The organism is Photobacterium aquimaris (assembly GCF_002954455.1).
In the GTDB taxonomy this organism is placed as follows: Bacteria; Pseudomonadota; Gammaproteobacteria; order Enterobacterales; family Vibrionaceae; genus Photobacterium; species Photobacterium aquimaris.
Map to the genome: position 1 here is coordinate 2,413,224 of NZ_MSCC01000001.1, position 19,901 is coordinate 2,433,124.

20 protein-coding genes, 1 other RNA gene and 1 pseudogene are annotated in these 19,901 nt (G+C 43.3%); 5 read left to right on the top strand and 17 right to left on the bottom strand.

What is annotated here, in order from left to right:
* Position 1: 1 nt before the first annotated feature.
* The 9 genes from mraY to rsmI form a co-directional block, all read right to left on the bottom strand.
* Positions 2-1,084 (bottom strand): phospho-N-acetylmuramoyl-pentapeptide-transferase, encoded by a 1,083-nt coding sequence (gene mraY, locus BTN98_RS10645; protein ID WP_060998291.1) that lies wholly within the window; start codon positions 1,082-1,084, stop codon positions 2-4.
* Positions 1,084-2,466: a UDP-N-acetylmuramoyl-tripeptide--D-alanyl-D-alanine ligase gene (gene murF / locus BTN98_RS10650; protein WP_060998292.1), complete on the bottom strand. Its 1,383-nt coding sequence runs from the start codon at positions 2,464-2,466 to the stop codon at positions 1,084-1,086. Before murF ends, mraY begins: the two co-directional genes overlap by 1 nt.
* Positions 2,463-3,986, bottom strand: coding sequence for a UDP-N-acetylmuramoyl-L-alanyl-D-glutamate--2,6-diaminopimelate ligase (murE, locus tag BTN98_RS10655; RefSeq protein WP_060998293.1), 1,524 nt, complete (start codon positions 3,984-3,986; stop codon positions 2,463-2,465). The genes murF and murE overlap by 4 nt, the downstream gene beginning before the upstream one ends.
* 8 nt (positions 3,987-3,994) lie before the next feature.
* Positions 3,995-5,734, bottom strand: a complete 1,740-nt coding sequence (locus tag BTN98_RS10660) for a penicillin-binding transpeptidase domain-containing protein (protein WP_060998294.1) — start codon at positions 5,732-5,734, stop codon at positions 3,995-3,997.
* A gap of 3 nt (positions 5,735-5,737) precedes the next feature.
* The gene (gene ftsL / locus BTN98_RS10665; RefSeq protein ID WP_060998295.1) at positions 5,738-6,055 is read right to left on the bottom strand and encodes a cell division protein FtsL; all 318 of its coding nucleotides are present in this window, start codon (positions 6,053-6,055) and stop codon (positions 5,738-5,740) included.
* The gene (gene rsmH / locus BTN98_RS10670; protein WP_060998296.1) at positions 6,052-6,999 is read right to left on the bottom strand and encodes a 16S rRNA (cytosine(1402)-N(4))-methyltransferase RsmH; all 948 of its coding nucleotides are present in this window, start codon (positions 6,997-6,999) and stop codon (positions 6,052-6,054) included. The genes ftsL and rsmH overlap by 4 nt, the downstream gene beginning before the upstream one ends.
* A 14-nt stretch (positions 7,000-7,013) precedes the next feature.
* On the bottom strand, positions 7,014-7,472 hold the full coding sequence (mraZ, locus tag BTN98_RS10675) for a division/cell wall cluster transcriptional repressor MraZ (RefSeq protein ID WP_060998297.1): 459 nt from the start codon (positions 7,470-7,472) through the stop codon (positions 7,014-7,016).
* Positions 7,473-7,744: 272 nt separating this feature from the next.
* An RNA gene (rnpB, locus tag BTN98_RS10680) (RNase P RNA component class A) lies at positions 7,745-8,133 on the bottom strand.
* Positions 8,134-8,288: 155 nt separating this feature from the next.
* Positions 8,289-9,149 carry a 16S rRNA (cytidine(1402)-2'-O)-methyltransferase gene (gene rsmI / locus BTN98_RS10685; protein WP_060998298.1) on the bottom strand — a complete coding sequence of 287 codons (861 nt, stop codon included), beginning with the start codon at positions 9,147-9,149 and terminating at the stop codon, positions 8,289-8,291.
* A 61-nt stretch (positions 9,150-9,210) separates the two neighbouring features.
* On the opposite strand from rsmI, the gene BTN98_RS10690 reads away from it, so the two are divergent.
* From BTN98_RS10690 to BTN98_RS10705, 4 genes and pseudogenes are all read left to right on the top strand, one after another.
* Positions 9,211-11,088, top strand: coding sequence for a penicillin-binding protein activator (locus tag BTN98_RS10690; protein WP_082732154.1), 1,878 nt, complete (start codon positions 9,211-9,213; stop codon positions 11,086-11,088).
* Positions 11,066-11,445: pseudogene (locus tag BTN98_RS10695) on the top strand (YraN family protein). The gene BTN98_RS10690 and the pseudogene BTN98_RS10695 overlap by 23 nt, the downstream one beginning before the upstream one ends.
* A gap of 2 nt (positions 11,446-11,447) precedes the next feature.
* Positions 11,448-12,038 carry a phosphoheptose isomerase gene (locus BTN98_RS10700; RefSeq protein WP_060998300.1) on the top strand — a complete coding sequence of 197 codons (591 nt, stop codon included), beginning with the start codon at positions 11,448-11,450 and terminating at the stop codon, positions 12,036-12,038.
* Between the two features lie 3 nt (positions 12,039-12,041).
* Positions 12,042-12,584, top strand: a complete 543-nt coding sequence (locus BTN98_RS10705) for a BON domain-containing protein (protein WP_060998301.1) — start codon at positions 12,042-12,044, stop codon at positions 12,582-12,584.
* 86 nt (positions 12,585-12,670) lie between these two features.
* Here BTN98_RS10705 and sspB read toward each other — a convergent pair whose 3' ends face one another.
* The 8 genes from sspB to zapE form a co-directional block, all read right to left on the bottom strand.
* On the bottom strand, positions 12,671-13,177 hold the full coding sequence (gene sspB / locus BTN98_RS10710) for a ClpXP protease specificity-enhancing factor (protein ID WP_060998302.1): 507 nt from the start codon (positions 13,175-13,177) through the stop codon (positions 12,671-12,673).
* A 2-nt stretch (positions 13,178-13,179) separates the two neighbouring features.
* Complete coding sequence (sspA, locus tag BTN98_RS10715; RefSeq protein ID WP_060998303.1) at positions 13,180-13,818, bottom strand: stringent starvation protein SspA; 639 nt, start codon at positions 13,816-13,818, stop codon at positions 13,180-13,182.
* Between the two features lie 85 nt (positions 13,819-13,903).
* Positions 13,904-14,641 carry a cytochrome c1 gene (locus BTN98_RS10720; RefSeq protein ID WP_060998304.1) on the bottom strand — a complete coding sequence of 246 codons (738 nt, stop codon included), beginning with the start codon at positions 14,639-14,641 and terminating at the stop codon, positions 13,904-13,906.
* Positions 14,638-15,903: a cytochrome b gene (locus tag BTN98_RS10725; protein ID WP_060998305.1), complete on the bottom strand. Its 1,266-nt coding sequence runs from the start codon at positions 15,901-15,903 to the stop codon at positions 14,638-14,640. Before BTN98_RS10725 ends, BTN98_RS10720 begins: the two co-directional genes overlap by 4 nt.
* The gene (petA, locus tag BTN98_RS10730; RefSeq protein ID WP_060998306.1) at positions 15,903-16,493 is read right to left on the bottom strand and encodes a ubiquinol-cytochrome c reductase iron-sulfur subunit; all 591 of its coding nucleotides are present in this window, start codon (positions 16,491-16,493) and stop codon (positions 15,903-15,905) included. Before petA ends, BTN98_RS10725 begins: the two co-directional genes overlap by 1 nt.
* 432 nt (positions 16,494-16,925) lie before the next feature.
* Positions 16,926-17,318, bottom strand: coding sequence for a 30S ribosomal protein S9 (gene rpsI / locus BTN98_RS10735; protein ID WP_060998307.1), 393 nt, complete (start codon positions 17,316-17,318; stop codon positions 16,926-16,928).
* Positions 17,319-17,333: 15 nt separating this feature from the next.
* Positions 17,334-17,762 (bottom strand): 50S ribosomal protein L13, encoded by a 429-nt coding sequence (gene rplM, locus BTN98_RS10740; protein ID WP_060998308.1) that lies wholly within the window; start codon positions 17,760-17,762, stop codon positions 17,334-17,336.
* 288 nt (positions 17,763-18,050) lie between these two features.
* Positions 18,051-19,178, bottom strand: a complete 1,128-nt coding sequence (gene zapE / locus BTN98_RS10745; protein WP_060998367.1) for a cell division protein ZapE — start codon at positions 19,176-19,178, stop codon at positions 18,051-18,053.
* Positions 19,179-19,373: 195 nt separating this feature from the next.
* Between zapE and zapG the strand changes: the two genes are divergently transcribed.
* Complete coding sequence (gene zapG / locus BTN98_RS10750; protein WP_060998368.1) at positions 19,374-19,835, top strand: Z-ring associated protein ZapG; 462 nt, start codon at positions 19,374-19,376, stop codon at positions 19,833-19,835.
* Positions 19,836-19,901 lie beyond the last annotated feature (66 nt).

Below are 19,901 nucleotides of genomic sequence, written 5' to 3' on the forward strand. Positions count from 1 at the left end.
GTTAACGTACCTTCAATGTTGCTAATGCAATCAATACCAGCATCAACGTGATAATCCAAAAACGGACAATAACACGTGGTTCTGGCCAGCCTTTTAATTCGTAGTGATGGTGAATCGGTGCCATACGGAAAATACGTTGACCACGTAATTTAAACGAGCCGACTTGTAGAATTACCGATACAGTTTCCATCACAAATACACCACCCATGATCACCAACAAAAACTCTTGGCGAACCAATACTGCAATCGTACCCAGTGCGCCACCTAATGCTAATGAGCCTACATCGCCCATAAACACTTGCGCTGGGTAAGTGTTAAACCATAAGAAACCTAAACCTGCACCAACAATTGCAGTACACAAAATAACTAACTCACCCGCATTGCTTAAGTAAGGGATGTGCAGATATTCGGCATAGTTGTAGTTACCCGTTGCCCAAGCAATGAAGGCAAAACCTGCAGCAACCATCACTGTTGGCATAATTGCCAGACCATCGAGACCATCAGTTAAGTTAACTGCGTTACTGGTGCCAACAATCACAAAATAAGTCAGTACGATATAAGCCAGACCCAATTGTGGCATCACATCTTTAAAGAACGGCACTACTAATTGGGTTGCAGCAGTATCTTTACCGTAAGCATAAAGCACAAAAGCCACCACAAGTGCGATGGCTGACTGCCAGAAATATTTCCAACGCGCAATTAAGCCGTCGGTGTTTTTATGGACAACTTTGCGGTAATCATCAACAAAGCCCACTGCGCCATAACCAAGCATGACAACCAGTACCGCCCAAACATAAGGGTTGCTCAGATCACACCACAATAATACGGTTAACGTAATTGCAGCGAGAATCATTAGTCCGCCCATGGTTGGCGTACCACGCTTACTGAAATGTGACTCAGGGCCGTCATTACGTACCACTTGGCCAATTTGCAGCATTTGTAAACGCGCAATCATCCGTGGACCAAGCCACAATGAGAACAGTAACGCTGTTAAAATACTCATGATGGCGCGAAACGTCAGGTATTCAAACAGACGGAAAAAAGGGATTGAGGACTGAAAGTGGTCAGCTAACCAGTAAATCATTATTTATCTTCCTGCAATGCAATAATAACATCTTCCATATGTGAGCTACGCGCACCTTTGGCAAGCACAGTCACTTGTGAAGTATGATGTTGGCTAAGTTGTTGATGTAATTTTTGTTTAAGTTCATCGATCAATGCAGTTTTATCACTAAAATGCTGACCATTATTTAATTGGCTAACAACAGCGCTGGCACGACCAAATGTCATCACACCATCAAACTGTTTTTCACGCGCATATTCGCCAACTTCACGGTGTAAACTGTCGCTTTCGACGCCCAGTTCAGCCATGTCACCAAGAATAAAGTAACGTTTACCGCTAAAGCTAGACAGCACATCAATCGCGGCTTTCACCGAGGCGACACTGGCATTATAAGTATCATCAATTAACCGTAACCCTGAGCGTGGTTCAGTGATCGCTAATCGTCCTTTGACATTAGTTACGGTTTCTAAACCCAGTTTAATCTCGGTTAACGTTGCCCCTAATGCCATGGTTAATGCCGCCGCAGCCAACGCATTACTGACATTATGCATTCCAGCAAGCGTTAAGCTGATTTCGATAGCACCTTGTGGGGTTTGCATCATAAAACACGCTAAACCTTGAGGGTTAATTTTGATCGCAGTTGCAAAGTAGTCGGCATTATCGCTAGTAGCAGAAAAGCTCGCGACAGTATGTGCTACCAGTGACGGTTGCCACATCTCAAGTCGATTAGAATCAAGATTAATCACCGCTTGTCCTGATGCGGTTAGCCCTTCAAAAATTTCACCCTTGGCTTTGGCGACACCAGCTAATGAACCAAAACCTTCAAGGTGAGCCGCTGCCAGATTATTAATCAATGCCACATCAGGTTTTACTAATGCAGTGGTATAGGCTATTTCACCTAAGTGATTCGCACCCAGTTCGATCACGGCATACTTATCGGCAGGTGTTAAGCGCAATAATGTTAGTGGCACACCAATATCATTATTAAAATTACCTGCGGTTGCGAGTACTTTACCTTTGGTCGCTAAAATTGCCGCCGCCATTTCTTTTACGGTGGTTTTGCCACAGCTACCCGTTAAAGCAAGGGTTTTTAAGCCATGTTCAGCAGCCATTTTAGCTTTTAGCCATGCGCCTAGCTGCCCCAAAGCTTGATGGGTATCAGCCACCACTAATTGTGGAATATCTAACGCTAAACGCTTACTGACCAATAATGCTTTAGCACCGTTTTCAAGCGCATTATGACAAAAGTCATGCGCATCAAAACGTTCACCAATAAGCGCAATAAAGAGGGTGTCATCATCAATCGCACGAGTATCGGTTGATACCGCTGCAATCTCAGTATCATCTCCGATTAATTCAGCTGCTAATACTGTTTGTAACTGACTCAATTGAACCTTGATCATCGCTGTTCTCCAAATAATGCCGCTACAGTTTCGCGGTCTGAATAGTGGATCGTACGATCGGCAAGGATCTGGTAGTCTTCATGACCTTTACCAGCAACCAAAATAATATCGTTCGCGTTAGCTTGCGATAGCGCATAAGCACAGGCTTGAGCACGATCATGAATCACAGTTGCAGCTGTAGCTGTGGTTAACCCCGCTTGCATATCTCGCATGATTTGCAGTGGATCTTCACTACGTGGATTATCATCAACGAGTACAATATGATCGGCAAATTGCTCGGAAATTGCAGCCATCATTGGTCGTTTACCGCTATCACGATCACCGCCACAGCCAAATAAACACCATAACTGACCATCACAATGCACTCGTAGAGCTTGCAATGCTTTTTCTAATGCATCAGGAGTATGCGCATAATCAACGACCATCATCGCTTTTGAGGCGGTTGGATCTTGAAACACTTCCATTCGCCCTATCACGGCTTGCAGCTGTGGTGCTACCGCCAACAATGCAGCCATGTCATGGCCTGTGGCAAGTAATGTTGCTAATGCTAATAATAAATTAGTCGCATTAAATGAACCGACTAACGGCGCGGTGAATTTACCGTTACCCCAGCTTGATTCAAAGCAGATCGTCACCCCTTGAGTACTAAAATCAACCGCTGTCGCTGCCAATTTTGGTCCTGAGTGCGTAGCCACAGCCGCAGGATTGAGCGCAACTGCAACCGCTTGGGGTAAATCAGCTAACCACTGTTGACCCACACTATCATCGGCATTTATTACTGCAATGCCACTGTCGTGGACGGTGAATAAGCTTTTTTTCGCAGCCGCGTAATGCGCCATATCGCCATGATAATCAAGATGATCACGACTAAGGTTAGTAAAAATGCTCGCCACAAAATGCAACGCACTCACACGACCTTGTACTAAGCCATGAGAGGAAACTTCCATCGCAGCAAAATTGGCCCCTTGAGCCACTAATTCTGCCAAGGTTTGTTGAATTTCAATCGCACTACCAGTGGTATTTAGCGCTGGCTGCAGATCAGCTAATAAGCCGTTACCGGTAGTACCCATCACTCCAGCACGATAACCAATCAGATCTGCCCACTGTGCTAATAACTGGCTAATAGTCGTTTTACCATTGGTGCCCGTTACTGCATACAATTTAAGCTGACTATCAGGCTCAGCATAAAAGCGCCCTGCAATAGCAGATAACTTATGCCCTAAATCGTGCAGATAGATAATGATAATGCCATTCTGAAACTGAATATCACCATCAGTGGCGATACTTTCAGCTTCTGCAACAATTGCACTCGCACCTGCAGCAATGGCATTTGTTATAAAACGACGTCCATCAACAATGTGACCTTTCACCGCCGCAAATAAACAGCCTGCAGTTACTTGGCGGCTATCCAATGTCATCGACGTTAACAGCAATTGTCCGTATTCAGTCGGTACATTATTCGCTGTTAACCAAGGCGCAAGCAGCGCGCCCAATTGTACTTCCTGTTTAACCAATGCCATGATCACACTCATTTATCTATTTTTAGCGTATCAGCATCTGGCGGCACGTTTAAAATCTGTAATGCGCCACCAAGTACCTTGGATAAAATTGGCGCAGCCACTGCACCACCATAGAATTTATCGCCTTTCGGCTCGTTCACCATTACCACTATCGCTAAGCGTGGGTGACTAATTGGTGCCACACCAACGGTATATGAGAAGTAATCATTACCATAGCCACCAGCAACAGCTTTTTTGGCAGTACCGGTTTTAACACCAACACGGTAGCCAGGAACAGCTGCGCGCCAACCACCGCCACCGCCTTTTTTATCCGTTACTGACTCAATCATTAACAGAATTTTCTTGGCAATTTTAGGATCAAGTACTTGCTCACCCGGTACCACTTTTTCTGTTTTCAAGATCGAAAGTGGACGTTTAATACCATAAGCACCTAAGGTGGTGTAAGCATGCAATAACTGAATTGGGGTTAACGAAATACCGTAACCATAAGCTAAGGTTGCGCGGCCAATGTCAGACCAACGATAACGATTAGGAAAATGACCCGTTGTTTCACCAATTAGGTTAATACCTGATGGCTCATCAAAACCAACCTTACGGTAAGTATCAAGAATGTCTTCGACTGGCATTGCCAACGATAATTTACTCACACCGATGTTACTCGATTTTTGTAAAATACGTTGTACCGTTGCTAGCGGTTCGATACGTGATACGTCAGTGATCACCTTAGAGCCAACACGGAAATGCTTACTTTGCGGAATATTGATCAACGTATGTTCATTAACAATGCCATTTTTAAGTGCGGTATAAACCACAAATGGCTTCACCGTTGAGCCAGGCTCAAAGGTGTCAGTGATCACGCGGTTACGCATTTTATACGGTTGACGATCATTGCGATCATTAGGGTTAAATGACGGCGCATTGACCATCGCCAGAATTTCACCAGTGCGCACATCTGAAATAGCAATACTGACGGAGGTTGCTGGAATATCCATCACCCCTTCTTTCGCGGCTCGGTAAGCTATCGCTTGAATGCGCTGATCAATACTTAGCTCTAACGGTTTACCCGGTTGACGGCTTTGTTGAGAAATATTTTCCACCACACGACCATAACGATCTTTACGTACCGTTCGGCGGCCAGGCTCACCCGTTAACCAACCATCATAGGTTTTTTCGATACCATCAAGTCCATGGCCATCAATACCAGTAAAACCAATTAATTGGGCGCTAACTTCACCTGAAGGATAAAAACGACGCGACTCAGCCCGTAAACCAATACCCTTTAATTTTAATTTTTCGACATAATTAGCCATTGGTGGACTAACTTGACGCGCAAGATAAATGAATTTACGGTTTTTATTTTTTTCAATGCGTTGCAGTAGCTTGGCACGGTTTAAATCCAACACATCAGCCAGTGCATTCCAACGGTTAGTATCACTAAGGCCACCGTGTTTGAAAATCTCAACAGGGTTAGCAAACACCGCTTGTACTGGCACACTTACAGCCAGTTGCTCACCGTTACGATCAGAGATAATGCCACGTGCAGAAGGCATTAACTGTACCCGTAGCGAACGGGCATCACCTTCTTGAATAAGACGACCAGGTTCAAGTACCTGAATATAAGCAGCACGAGCAATTAGGCCAAAGAAACCTAATAAAATAAAACCGCAGATGATGGCAAAACGCCATTTTAAAAATGGCGTGCTCTTAGAAGATTGAGTCTTTTTATTTGGACGATTAAATAATTTCATCTTTTAATGTATGACTATTTCATTATCGACAGATGGACGTTGCATTTTGAGTTCAGTTTCAGCTAATCGTTCAATACGACTGTGCTCGGCAAGCGAGTTTTCTTCAAGAATTTGATTTCGCCACTCAACATCATAGTTCTCACGTTGCATCAGCAATTTTTCTTGCTGAGCAATTAATTGGCGAGATTCATGAGTAACATAAACAACAGATAAGGCAGAAATGAGGATAGCGAAGGCTAGAATCAGCGGCACTAACCCGACCGTGACGAGGTCTCGTCCGATCAGGCTAGCCAGATTCATTGAAGATTCTGTTGGTTTCATAGACGCTCGGCCAAACGTAGCACAGAACTACGAGCACGGGTGTTATAACCAAGTTCATTTTGTGACGGTTTAATCGCTTTACCAACAGGCTTCATATCAGCACAACCTAGCGCTTTAATTTGATCTTCTGTTAGCGGTAAACCTGCAGGTACATCAGGACCTTTACTTTGCTTACGAATAAAGCGTTTTACCATTCGATCTTCCAATGAGTGGAAACTGATCACTGACAAACGGCCACCGCTAGCAAGGGTGTTCATTGCGCCATGCAACGCTGTATCGATCTCTTCTAATTCACTGTTAATGTAAATACGAATCGCTTGGAAACTACGCGTAGCAGGGTGTTTATGTTTATCTCTAAACGGTGACACCTCAGCAATTAAACTCGCTAATTCACGCGTACGTGTTAACGGTTCTTTTTCAGGGTTTTCACGGTGGTCAACAATGCCACGCGCAATACGCTTAGCAAAACGTTCTTCACCAAACTCTTTTAATACCCATGCGATATCATCAGCATCAGCTTCTGCTAACCATTCAGCAGCAGACATTCCTGATGTTGGATCCATACGCATATCTAGTGGGCCGTCACGCATAAAGCTGAAGCCACGCTCAGCATCATCAAGCTGCGGAGACGACACACCTAAATCAAGTAAAACACCATCAACACGACCAATCAGATCACGTTCTTGCATGTATTTTTCCATGCCTGAAAATGGGCCATGGATAATTTCAAAACGTGAGTCATCAATTTTTTGCGCTTCCGCAATAGCTTGAGGATCGCGATCGATGCTGTAAAGGCGACCGTTGTCACCTAATTTTGACAGAATTAAACGGCTATGACCGCCGCGACCGAAAGTACCATCGATATAGATACCATCGGGTTTAATCGCTAACCCGTCTACTGATTCATTAAGTAAAACGGAAACGTGCTCAAATTGCTCAGACATAAATATAATTTCAGCTAAAGTGAAAGCTCACTAAGGCGCGGGGAAGGTTCCGGCGCATCCTCAGCCTGAAGGTCGATATCATGTTCAATTTGCTGTTGCCACAAAGGCGCAGACCAGATTTCAAATTTATTTAACTGGCCAACGACCATAATTTTATTCGCTAACTGAGCATATTGTCTTAACGTCGGTGGAATTAATATCCTTCCCTGCGCATCCAATTCACATTCGCAAGCATGCCCAAGCAATAATCGTTGCAAGCGGCGCTCTGCGGGATGAAGGCTGGATAGACGTACTAATTTAGCTTCAATTCGTTCCCATTCATCGATGGGATATAGCAACAAGCAACAAAACTGGTGATCGATAGTACAAACAAAGTGTCCCTGACATTGTTCAATTAACGATGCACGGTAACGCTTAGGCATTGCCCAGCGGCCTTTATCATCAATAACAACGCTAGTGGCACCTCTTAACATTGGGGGATCTCGGTCAGATTACACGATAAAGAGAGTAGATGAATTACTCACTTTAGCAGAATAACAACAAAGATAATGAGACAACACCACTTTTCCCCACAAATTCCCACCACAAAGTGTACGTATGAGACAAAAACGATGTCAAGCAATTGGCAGTAATTCAGACACACTTCTAACAGTGGCCGAGTAAACCTGATTGCGAAATGTAATTTTGGCGGAAAATAAAACGCAAAAAAGGTGGTGCTTGTAATCAAACACCACCTTCTCTAAATGTAGGGAGTCGGTCGATAAGCCGGGTTTTGTTCCGCTTTCGCGGCGGCAATCATTCGTCTAGGTCTGCAATCGCTCACAGACTCAAGCAACCTACCCGTCCCCAACGCGGGCCGCGCCATTAGGGACCTATTTGGTCTTGCTCCGGGTGGAGTTTACCTTGCCACAAACTATTACTAGCCGCGCGGTGCGCTCTTACCGCACCCTTTCACCCTTACCTGTGCACCATTGCAAGCAATGGGCCATCGGCGGTTTGCTCTCTGCTGCACTTGTCGTAGGCTTGCGCCCCCCAGACGTTATCTGGCACCCTGCCCTGTGGAGCCCGGACTTTCCTCCCCTCCATTGACTTCCCGAAGGTTACCAACGAAGCAGCGATTACCTGACCAACTCCGGCGCGAATTGTATAAGACAACGCTCACAGTTACCAGTGAAAAAATCACCAAAGTTACAGCTTGAACAAAAAAACAGCGTCTGATTTTAATTCGGTGATAAAAACCACGCTCTCAAGTTTAAATCTGCAAAGTAACCGTTATTGGACTGCAGCCGTTACTCGAGGTTTTCAAGGCCCCATTTGTAGAGTGCGTTTTTCTTACCACCGTGAATTTCCGCCGTTAACGCCGCCGCTTTTTTAAGCGGTAATTCTTTTGCTAGTAATGTTAGTGTACGTAGAATCTCTACCGATAACTCATCTTTTAGCGCACGGTGTCCAGCTACCAAAATAACCATCTCACCACGAACACGATTACTGTCTTCTGCTAACCAGTCAATTAGCTCGCCAAGTGGTGCGCCATGGATAGTTTCATAAGTTTTTGTTAACTCACGCGCTAATACTACTTGGCGTTCAGGGCCAAGCACGGCTAACATATCACTTAGGGAATCATTAATACGATGTGGCGATTCATAAAAAATCAATGTTCGTGCATCGTCTGCTAATGCTTGAAAACAATCGCGGCGACCTTTACTTTTGGGAGGAAGAAACCCCTCAAAACTAAAACGGTCAGAAGGTAAACCTGAACCGCTCAAGGCTGTAATTACAGCACATGGGCCTGGTAATGGCACAACTTTAACACCCGCATGACGACAGCGATTAACAAGATGATACCCTGGATCACTGATCAGCGGCGTACCAGCATCCGACACCAGCGCAATGCTAGTACCTGCCTGAAGTTTCTCAATCAAAAAGTCAGCTTTTTGCTGTTCATTATGATCGTGAAGCGCAAAGGTGCGGGTCGAGATAGAGAAATGGGACAACAATCGCGATGTATGACGTGTATCTTCAGCAGCAATTAAATCTACGTTTGCTAATACGTCTAATGCGCGCTGCGTTATATCAGCAAGATTACCGATAGGTGTTGGTACGATGTACAAAGTTGCGACATCTACCATGCCTGAATTGCTCTCACTCATTTGTCTAAGATCTCATCTGCAATTAATATCAAGAGTAATTTGTCACAGTTGAATAAATTCAATGCCCAATTTTACCCATAAGCGTAAAAGTGTATCACGACTGATGGCGCCTGTAGCCCTTGCTGTTGCTTTAGCAGGGTGTAGCACGCCAAACCTGTACAACCAGCAGGTACCATTAACGGATATCACTGCGGTAGCCGCTCAAAGCTCAGCCGCCTATTTAAGTAAAGTCAACACCAGTGATGGCGCAGAGCGCATTAACTGGGAGATCATGGCTGTTAAAGCGATGATCCTCGAAAATAAATGGCAACAAGCCGATCAATGGATTGCTAAATTATCTCAACAGTCCATGAACCCAACTCAAATTGCTGAATGGCAACTTGCGCGTGCCATGGTACGTGAGCATCAAGGTCAACCACAAGCGGCACTGAATAGTTTAAATTTTCAACCTTCATGGCAGCTAACTAAAAGTCAATATCAGCGCTATTACACCCTACGTGCTAACTTATTGGAACAGTTAAACCACCCGTTCCAAGCTGCACGTGAACGTACTAAGCTTGATTACTATTTAGATCAAAGTCAAAAAGCCGCGAATTGGCAACAAGTTTGGCATGATCTAAGCGGTTATACCAATGCTCAATTAGGCAGTGTTAAGCTGACTGATAACGACAGTGTGCTTAAAGGCTGGGTTGAACTTGCGATGTTGAAAAACAGCGCGACCATGCAACCGATGCAGCTTAAGCAAGCACTTGAGCAATGGCTTCATCGCCACCCTTATCACCCTGCGAATCAATATCTACCCGCAGAGCTAAAAGCATTGATCGATATGAAGGCGGTTAAGCTCGATAATATCGCGTTATTATTACCACTTTCAGGTCGTTTTGCTGCACAAGGTAAGGCGGTTCGCGATGGTTTTATTAACTCAATGATGGATGATAAAGGCCGCGATACCAATAATGAGCTCAATATTTATGATACTGAAGCTCAATCAATGCCTGATATCATGGCGCAGCTACAACATAACGGTACCCAGTTTGTTGTTGGCCCACTGCGTAAAAATATTATTACTGAATTTCAGCAAGATAACACCACCCATATCAATATGCTGGCGTTAAACATGCCGCCGCAAATCAGTAATAATAAACCTAATGCTTGCTATTTTGCTTTGTCACCAGAGCAAGAAGCGCAGCAAGCTGCAGAACGTATTTACGCTCAAGGTCATCGTAATCCAGCCATCCTAGTACCATCTAATGGCTTTGGACAACGTGTTGCACAAGCATTTAATCAACAATGGTTACAGCTTGATAATCAGCCAGCATTGATCGTAAATTTTGGTAGCCGAGCTCAAATACCTCAGCAAATTAAACAAGCATTTACCACCGGTGCTGGCAGTCATGTTGATGCGATTTATATGGTTGCTAGTCGTAACGAAGTTATGATGCTAAAGCCTTTCATTGAAGCATCAATGCCGCCAAGTGGTGATCCAGCTCAGATTTACGCTAGCTCACGCAGTAATCCTGATAACCATAATGGTAACCGTGAATTACGCGGTATTGAAGTCAGTGATATTCCACTACTGATCAACCCACAACCGGGTTATATGGAGCGCTTTAATCAACTGTGGCCAAACCAAGGTAATACTAGTATTCGTCTGCATGCCTTTGGTATGGATGCTTACTTAATTGCCAAGAAATTACCTGAAATGCGCGCTAATAGTCATTACAGCGTACAAGGGGAAACTGGTGACTTATCAGTTAACAATCAATGTGTTGTACAGCGTGAAATCGATTGGGGTAAGTTTAGCAGTCACGGTATAACACCACTGACCGCAACCCATATGCCAACAGCACCTATCTCTAATACATCTAGTGCAGTCTCTAATACATCTAGTGCAGCCGATAACATAAACCTTATCAATGGTGAGTCTTCTGCCCAATAATCGTCAGATTGGCCAAGCCTATGAACAGATGGCGGAACAGTATTTGTGCCGCCATCATCTGACGCCTATTGCACGAAATTTTAGCTGCCGTAGTGGTGAAATTGATTTAATCATGCGACAAGGTAAATGTTTGGTGTTTATTGAAGTAAAATACCGAGCCCAAGCCCAAGCCCACTATGGATCAGCAGCTGAAGCCGTAAATTGGCGCAAACAACAAAAACTCAAACGAGCCGCTTTTTTTGGTTACACAAAAATGGTTACTCGATTGAGCATTGCCAATTTCGGTTTGATATCATTGCTATTCAGGGCCATCATCACCACATTGAGTGGTTTACTAACATATTAGTTGAAGGTTAGTCATGCTAGATAGCATTCGAGAAAGTTTCACCGAAAGTATTCAAACCCAAATCGCTGCTGCTGAAGCTCTGCCTGATGCGATTGCTAAAGCTGCTCAAGCAATGGTGCAAAGCCTATTAAATGGTAATAAAATTTTAAGTTGTGGTAATGGTGGCTCCGCAGCTAACGCACAACAGCTAGCTTCATGCTTAATCAATCGTTTTGAAATTGAGCGCCCTAGCCTGCCAGCATTAGCACTAACAGCCGATACTACCGTATTAAGTGCTATTGCTAACGATTACCACCATGATGAAGTATTTTCAAAGCAAGTGCGTGCCCTTGGCCAAGCCGGGGATATTTTATTGGTACTCTCGACCAGTGGTAACAGTAAAAACATCATTAAGGCAATGGAAGCTGCGCTGACTCGTGATATGACCATCATTGCTTTAACCGGTAAAGACGGCGGTGAAATGGCAGGCTTACTTGGTGTGCAAGATGTTGAAATTCGTATTCCATCACAACGCACAGCACGTATTCAAGAAGGCCATTTATTAACAATTCATTGCTTATGTGATTTAATTGACCAAGTTTTATTTCCTCATCACGAAGGTTAATTAATGAAGTGGTTAGTGACATTTGTCGTTATTTCGAGCTTATCTCTGACTGGATGTTCTGTTCTTTCAACCCAAGATCCACGCAATAGTGGTCAACACTGGCAAGATCAAAAAATAGAAATGGATATTGCAGGCGTTGCTCATACTCGTCAGTTTACCAAACAACTGAGTGTTGATAGTGTCGCCCTTGATGGCACGGTATTGTTAGTTGGCCAAGCAACATCACAACCACTTAAACAAGCATTTGTTGAACAAATCCGTGGTATTACAGGGATTGATCGTATTTACAATCAAATCCAAGTGCGACCATTATTAACCATGACAAATATTAGTCGTGATGCGTGGTTAACCACCAAAGTGAAATCACAGCTAATTGCCAGTAAGCAACTGACCAATGTGGTCATCAAAGTGATCTCTGAAAATAAGCGAGTCTTTTTACTCGGTTATGTCGCCCCAGAACAAGCAGCAATAGCCACCAATATTGCACGTAATGTTTCAGGGGTTGAGCACGTGATTACGCTGTTTGAAAAACCACAACGCTATTAAGCAATCGTGTTATTAAACAGTAGCGTTATTACAGCCATAAAAAAACGCAGCCACTGGCTGCGTTTTTATTTTCGTTAACGACTACGTTATTTAACCACACGTAAGCTTGGACGACCACGAGGACGTGGTGGCTCATCATCAGGCTCATCACCATCAACCGTTTCTGTAACAACAGCAAATGGAGAAACTGCAGGAGACACATCATCATCGGTGTTTTCTTCTGCTGACACGTGCTCATCATCATAGATAGCAGATTCAGTATCGTATGCAGCTTCAGGCTCGAACATCGTTCCAGCGCCGTTCTCACGCGCATAGATAGCCAAAACTGCATACATTGGTACGATAACTGAATGTGGACGACCACTAAAGCGTGCACTGAAGCTAACAGCTTCATTGCTCAATTCTAGATTTCCCACCGCCATAGGAGCAATATTGAGGATGATTTGACCATCACTCACAAACTCCATTGGCACTTTTACTCCTGGTAACATCGCATCAACAACGAGATGTGGAGTAAGATCATTATCAACCAACCAATCATAAAACGCGCGTAACAAATAAGGGCGACGCGGCGTCATATTTTCCATATCCATAATTACTGACCAGCTAAACGCATTTCACGTTCAGCTTCAGTTAAAGAAGCAAGGAATGAATCGCGTTCAAATACACGCGTCATATATGCCTTCACTTCTTTAGCGCCTGTACCACTTAGCTCAATACCCATTTCAGGTAAACGCCATAATAGTGGTGCAAGGTAGCAATCAACTAGGCTAAATTCGTCACTCATAAAGAATGGGTATTCAGCAAAGACAGGTGCTAGTGCTAATAACTCTTCACGTAATTGCTTACGTGCTTTATCAGCTTCATCAGCAGTGCCTGCGTTAATCTTGTCAGCCAGTGAGTACCAGTTACGCTCAACACGGTACATCATCAAACGACTATTACCACGAGCAACAGGATAAACAGGCATTAGAGGTGGGTGAGGGAAACGCTCATCCAAGTACTCCATGATAATGTTAGCTTGGTATAACGCTAATTCGCGATCAACCAATGTTGGAACTGAACTGTATGGGTTCAATTCTAACAGATCTTCCGGCAGGCTCATTGGATCAACCAGCTCAATTTCAACACTAACGCCTTTTTCGGCTAGTACGATACGCACCTGATGGCTGTAGATGTCTGAAGCATCAGAATACAGAGTCATCACAGAGCGTTTATTGGCAGCAACAGCCATCAACCCCTCCAGTATATTTAATACACAAAAAGCAATGGAGGCTCAAGCCCCCATTGCGAGATTCTTAACCCACTAGATTACCTTATCAGTGGACATCACGCCAATATTCTTTCTTCAACAGCACTGTTAATACTAAAAATAAGCTAATAAACCCCATTACCCACAACCCTAATCGCTGCCGTTCAAGCTTCATTGGCTCAGCGGAATAATCTAAATAGTTAACCAGATCACGTACAGCAACATCATATTGCTGCGAGGTTAAATCACCACTGCCATCAGTTTCGATGCCTATTAATACTTGAGTTGGACTACCGTCGATCATCTGGGTCTCATAGATCTTACGCGGTACCCCTTGAAGTTCTTCAAGCACATGTGGCATACCAACACTTGGAAAAAGACTATTATTAACCCCAAATGGACGGCTAGGATCAGCATAAAAAGAATGTAAGTAAGTGTATAACCAATCGGTTCCACGCACTCGCGCCACCATCGTAAGATCTGGCGTTGGCGCACCAAATGATGCAGCAGCATATTGTTCTGACATCGAATTTGTCATTAAATCACCAATTTTAGCATTAGGATTAAACATTAAATGTTGCTGCATAAGTTCAACAGGAATGCCTAAATCAGTGGCTACTCGCTCATAACGTTGATATTGAGTTGAATGACAACCTGCACAATAATTGGCAAACAATTGTGCCCCTCGCTGCAAAGAGGCCTTATCTGTCAGATCATTATTCGCGGCTTGCAAACTCACATTGCCACCACCCGCGATGGCAAATGTCGGCAGCCAAACCAGTAATGCTACAATCCATTGTTTCATTTGAATGTCACCCTCTTTGGTAGCGGTTTAGTCGCTTCATTTTTACTGTAGAAAAACAACACAATAAAAAACATGAAATAGGTAAAACTAAATATTTGTGCCAACAAGGTGAATATCGGTGTTACTGGTAAAGATCCAAGAATACCCAAGCCAATAAAACTGATGGTAAATTGAACTAAATTAGCCAAATGCAATGTGCTACGGTAACGAAAAGAGCGCACATTACAGCGATCAAACCACGGTAATAAGAACAAAAATACAATTGCAGCTCCCATAGCAGCAACCCCTAACAATTTATCGGGTACGGCGCGCAAAATGGCATAAAAGGGAGTGAAATACCAAACTGGAGCAATATGCTCAGGGGTTTTCATTGGATTAGCAGCTTCAAAGTTTGGTGCTTCTAAAAAGTAGCCGCCCATTTCAGGTGCAAAAAAGATCACATAACTAAAGAACAACGCAAATACTGCGACTCCAATCAGATCTTTAACGGTGCCGTAAGGATGAAACGGAATCGAATCTATAATGTCGTATTTTTTGGTGTAGTCTTGATGAAAAGTAAACTGGGTTTGATGCTCATCACCTTGGCTACCTTTAGGCAATTTAGTGTCGATACCATCGGGGTTATTTGAGCCCACTTCATGCAGTGCTAATACATGTAACACCACCAGCAGTAACAGCACTAACGGTAACGCTATCACGTGTAAAGCAAAAAAACGGTTTAAGGTGGCACCAGAAATAACATAATCACCACGGATCCATAAAGTAAGATCATCACCAATCACAGGGATTGCACCAAACAGTGAAATAATCACCTGCGCGCCCCAGTAAGACATTTGTCCCCATGGCAATAAATACCCCATAAAAGCTTCAGCCATCAGCACTAAAAATATCAGCATGCCAAATAACCACAATAGCTCTCGCGGTTTTTGATAAGAACCATAAATTAAGCCGCGAAACATGTGGAGATATATCACCACAAAAAAGGCCGAGGCTCCGGTCGAGTGCATATAACGCAGTAGCCACCCATACTCAACATCTCGCATTATGTATTCAATCGAGGCAAAGGCACCTTCGGCTGAGGGAACATAATTCATGGTTAACCAAATACCGGTAATGATTTGATTAACTAGAACTAACATCGCTAGAGATCCAAACACATACCAAAAATTAAAGTTCTTTGGCATTGGATATTGAGACAAATGTTTACGATATGCATTTACGATAGGTAGACGTTGATCAATCCAATTAACTAAGCCAGCCATTACACCGTCTCCTTATCAAGTCCAACCAAAATGGTGTTATCGTCTAAGAATTGATACGGCGGCACCACCAGATTAAGCGGTGCTGGCACTCCTGCAAATACTCGCCCAGCCATATCAAAGGTTGAACCATGGCAGGGACAAAAAAAGCCAGCAGCAACACCACTCACTTGATCACTAAAACTTGTCGGCAAATAAGTCGGCGAACAGCCTAAGTGGGTACAAATACCAACAGCTAAAAATATTTCAGGTTTTAATGAACGATGTGAATTCTGCGCATATTGAGGTTGTTGTGGCTCTTCAGAGGTAGGATCACGAAGCTGAGCATCATGAGTGGCTAATTGCTGTAATACTGCTTGGCTACGACGTACTATCCATACAGGCTTGCCGCGCCATTCCACACGAATCATTTGTCCATCAGCTAATTTACTGATGTTTACTTCAACTGGCGCACCAGCCGCTTTGGCTTTCTCACTTGGATTCCATGATTTAATAAAAGGCACAGCAATTGCTATTGCCCCTATGCCGCCGACGATCGAGGTTGTTGCCGTTAGAAAGCGACGTCTTCCATTACTTATTCGCACAGTACTCATCCATTTTCTCCAATAGCTCCTGCTTGGATTGTTATTTTTATATATCCCTAACGCTTAGATACAAGCCTATCCAAACATACCGCAGTAACAATATTGCTGCAGTTTTAATTTATCGCCAACATTTTAAGAATATGTAAAGCTCAATATATTCACAAGTTCACACCATTGTTTAGCGGTAAATATCGAACACAGACGATTTATCGTTATTATGCATCAAGTATTAACCAAAAAAGTGATGGAAGATATAGATTCGAGGTGCGAGGTGCGAGGTGCGAGGTGCGAGGTGCGAGGTGCGAGGTGCGAGGTGCGAGAAAATATATCATTAACAATAATGAACAATACTTTCTAAAAAACAATCAAAAAAAAAGCCCAACCCGAGGGCTGAGCTTTTTCTGTACACAGTAAACCAGATAAAAATCTGGAAGCGTAATATTAACGCTTAGAGAACTGTGGACGACGACGTGCTTTACGTAGACCAACTTTCTTACGTTCAACGCAACGAGCGTCGCGAGTAACGTAGCCAGCTGAACGTAGAGCAGGACGTAGAGTTTCATCGTATTCCATAAGAGCACGAGTGATACCGTGACGGATAGCACCAGATTGACCAGTGATACCACCACCTTTAACAGTGATGTATAGGTCAAAATTCTCAGTCATGCCAACAAGCTCAAGAGGCTGAAGAACTACCATGCGCGCTGTTGGGCGGCTGAAGTACTCTTCGATGCTACGCTTGTTGATTACGATGTTACCAGTACCCGGTTTGATGAAAACGCGAGCTGCTGAGCTTTTACGGCGACCAGTGCCGTAGTATTGATTCTCTGCCATTGTCATAATTCCCAATTAGATGTCTAGTACTTTAGGCTGTTGTGCAGCATGGTTGTGCTCAGTACCCGCGTAAACTTTAAGCTTACGGAACATAGCACGGCCTAGAGGACCTTTTGGAAGCATGCCTTTAACAGCAGTTTCAATAACCATTTCTGGTTTCTTAGCAATTAGCTTATCAAAGCTGATTGACTTAAGGCCGCCGATGAAGCCAGTGTGGTGGTGGTACATTTTATCTGTACGCTTTGCACCAGTTACTGCTACTTTCTCAGCATTGATAACTACAATGTAGTCACCAGTGTCAACGTGTGGAGTGTACTCCGGTTTGTGCTTGCCACGTAGACGAGAAGCGATTTCAGTTGAAAGACGACCTAGAGTTTTACCTTCAGCGTCAACAACATACCAGTCACGTTTTACAGTTTCTGGTTTAGCAACGAAAGTTTTCATGCTAATTAATACCCATTATTTAAATAGTTTCACTTACTAGAACCATCAAATGATGATCCCTCTGTTAAGAGCCCAGTCATCACCCCTTCGAGTGGGTGGCACTCCTGGCTTTCGCCATACAGGTACGGTGGGTCGCAAGATTATAGAGAAGGGTGCGGAAAAAATCACCTTTTTTCCCAAAAAAAATGGTTTTTTTTCATATTAACAGTCTGAAATTGATAATTAGACCAACAAATCACAATCAAAACTGTGTTAATCGGCTCAAATTACGTTACTCAGTTGAATTCGTCATTCATCAATTAGATGTGGTTTCGCTAAATATTGTTCACTTTGCATTTCAATTAGACGTGAACAACAACGTTTAAATTCAAATAATAACCGTCCTTCAGTATAAAGTTCAGTTAATGGCGCTGCTGCAGAGATAATTAATGTCACATTTCGCTCATAAAACTCATCAACCATGGCGATAAAACGCCGTGCGGCATCTTGCTCGGTTATTCGCGGTACATCGGCAAGCAATACCGTATGGTACAACTGCGCAATTTCAATATAATCATTTTGACTACGCGCTGTTTGGCATAACTGCTGAAAACTAAACTGGACGACCCCCGTTGCTTCACGCTGTGCGACCACCGAGCGCTGATTAATGATGATGTTTTTATTATGCTGACGTGGCTCAGTTGTCAACTGCTCAAAATAATGCGCTAAATTAGCATTCGCTTGTTGCCCTAATGGCGAATAATAAATTTCAGCCTGAACTAATGTACGAAGTCGATAATCAACCCCGGCATCAACATTGACTACTTGGCAATATTGTTTGATCAATTCAATCGCGGGTAAAAATCGTGCACGTTGCAAACCATTTCGATATAAACCATCAGGCTCGATATTGGATGTTGCTACCAGCGTAACGCCCCGTTTAAACAAAGCATCAAGTAATGTTGCTAAAATCATCGCGTCAGTAATATCACTGACAAAAAACTCATCAAAACAAATAATATCAGTGTGCTGTTTAAAATGATCCGCGACATGCTCTAATGGATTTTCAATACCATCAAGCAGTTGCAACTGCTGATGGACACGATACATAAAACGATGAAAGTGAATCCGCAGCTTGCGTTCAGTAGGTAAACAGTCATAAAAGGTATCAACCAAGTAGGTTTTACCCCGTCCAACACCGCCCCAAAAATACAATCCCGTGACTGGCACGATTTCTGCTTGAGTTGTTGTGGTTTTAAACAATGATTTAGTCATTGACCATAACCGTTGCCATTCAGTCGTAGCTGGTGATGGAGCGACAGGGGCAATTAATCGATGGTATAAATCATCTAAATGAGCCACCGCCTGAGCCTGAGCAGGATCGGCAAAAAAATCGACACGTTGTAGATCTGTATGGTATTTGTCGAGCGGTGTCAGCTGGTTCATTTGATGTTATCCCTTTACATCTTAATTGCCATAAAACTGCAGCATAAATAGTCATAATATATGATTGAATCAGTATCATGCGCAACCTGCTCAAGGTATAGTAATAGCGTTATTACTTATTAATAAACAGTACTCTGACTGAGAAAACACGTATTAACACCCAAATTACAAGGAATTATCATGGCTATGAGTTGGATTATTGCAGTTGCTATTTTTATTGCAGGGATTTTTGTTGGCTCACTAATAAGTCGCGTTACTAACAAGAACCAAAAGCAACAAATATCATTAAAAAAAGATCTTGATAAATCAAAATATGAACTTGAGCAATATCGCCAAGAGTTGGTCGACCATTTTGCCCGTAGTGCGGAATTATTAGATAACGTATCTAAGGATTACAGTAAGTTATATGAGCATATGGCAAAAACATCTGCCGAACTTATGCCAAATTTACCGACCCAAGATAATCCATTTTCACAACGCATCACCAGTCTCGAGTCGGTTAAAAACGCTCAACCTATTGAAGATGAAGTCATGGATCATCAACCTCGTGATTATGCTAACGGTGCGACAGGATTATTTAATGATAAGCCGGCAACGGTTCGAAGTAATGAGATTCCTACAACAGAAGCAGCTGCAAAAGTTAGTTAACGCTTCATCTCAATACTAAGACTTCCCCCACAAACCATCATTGTGGGGGAACTTAGTTCCAGCTAA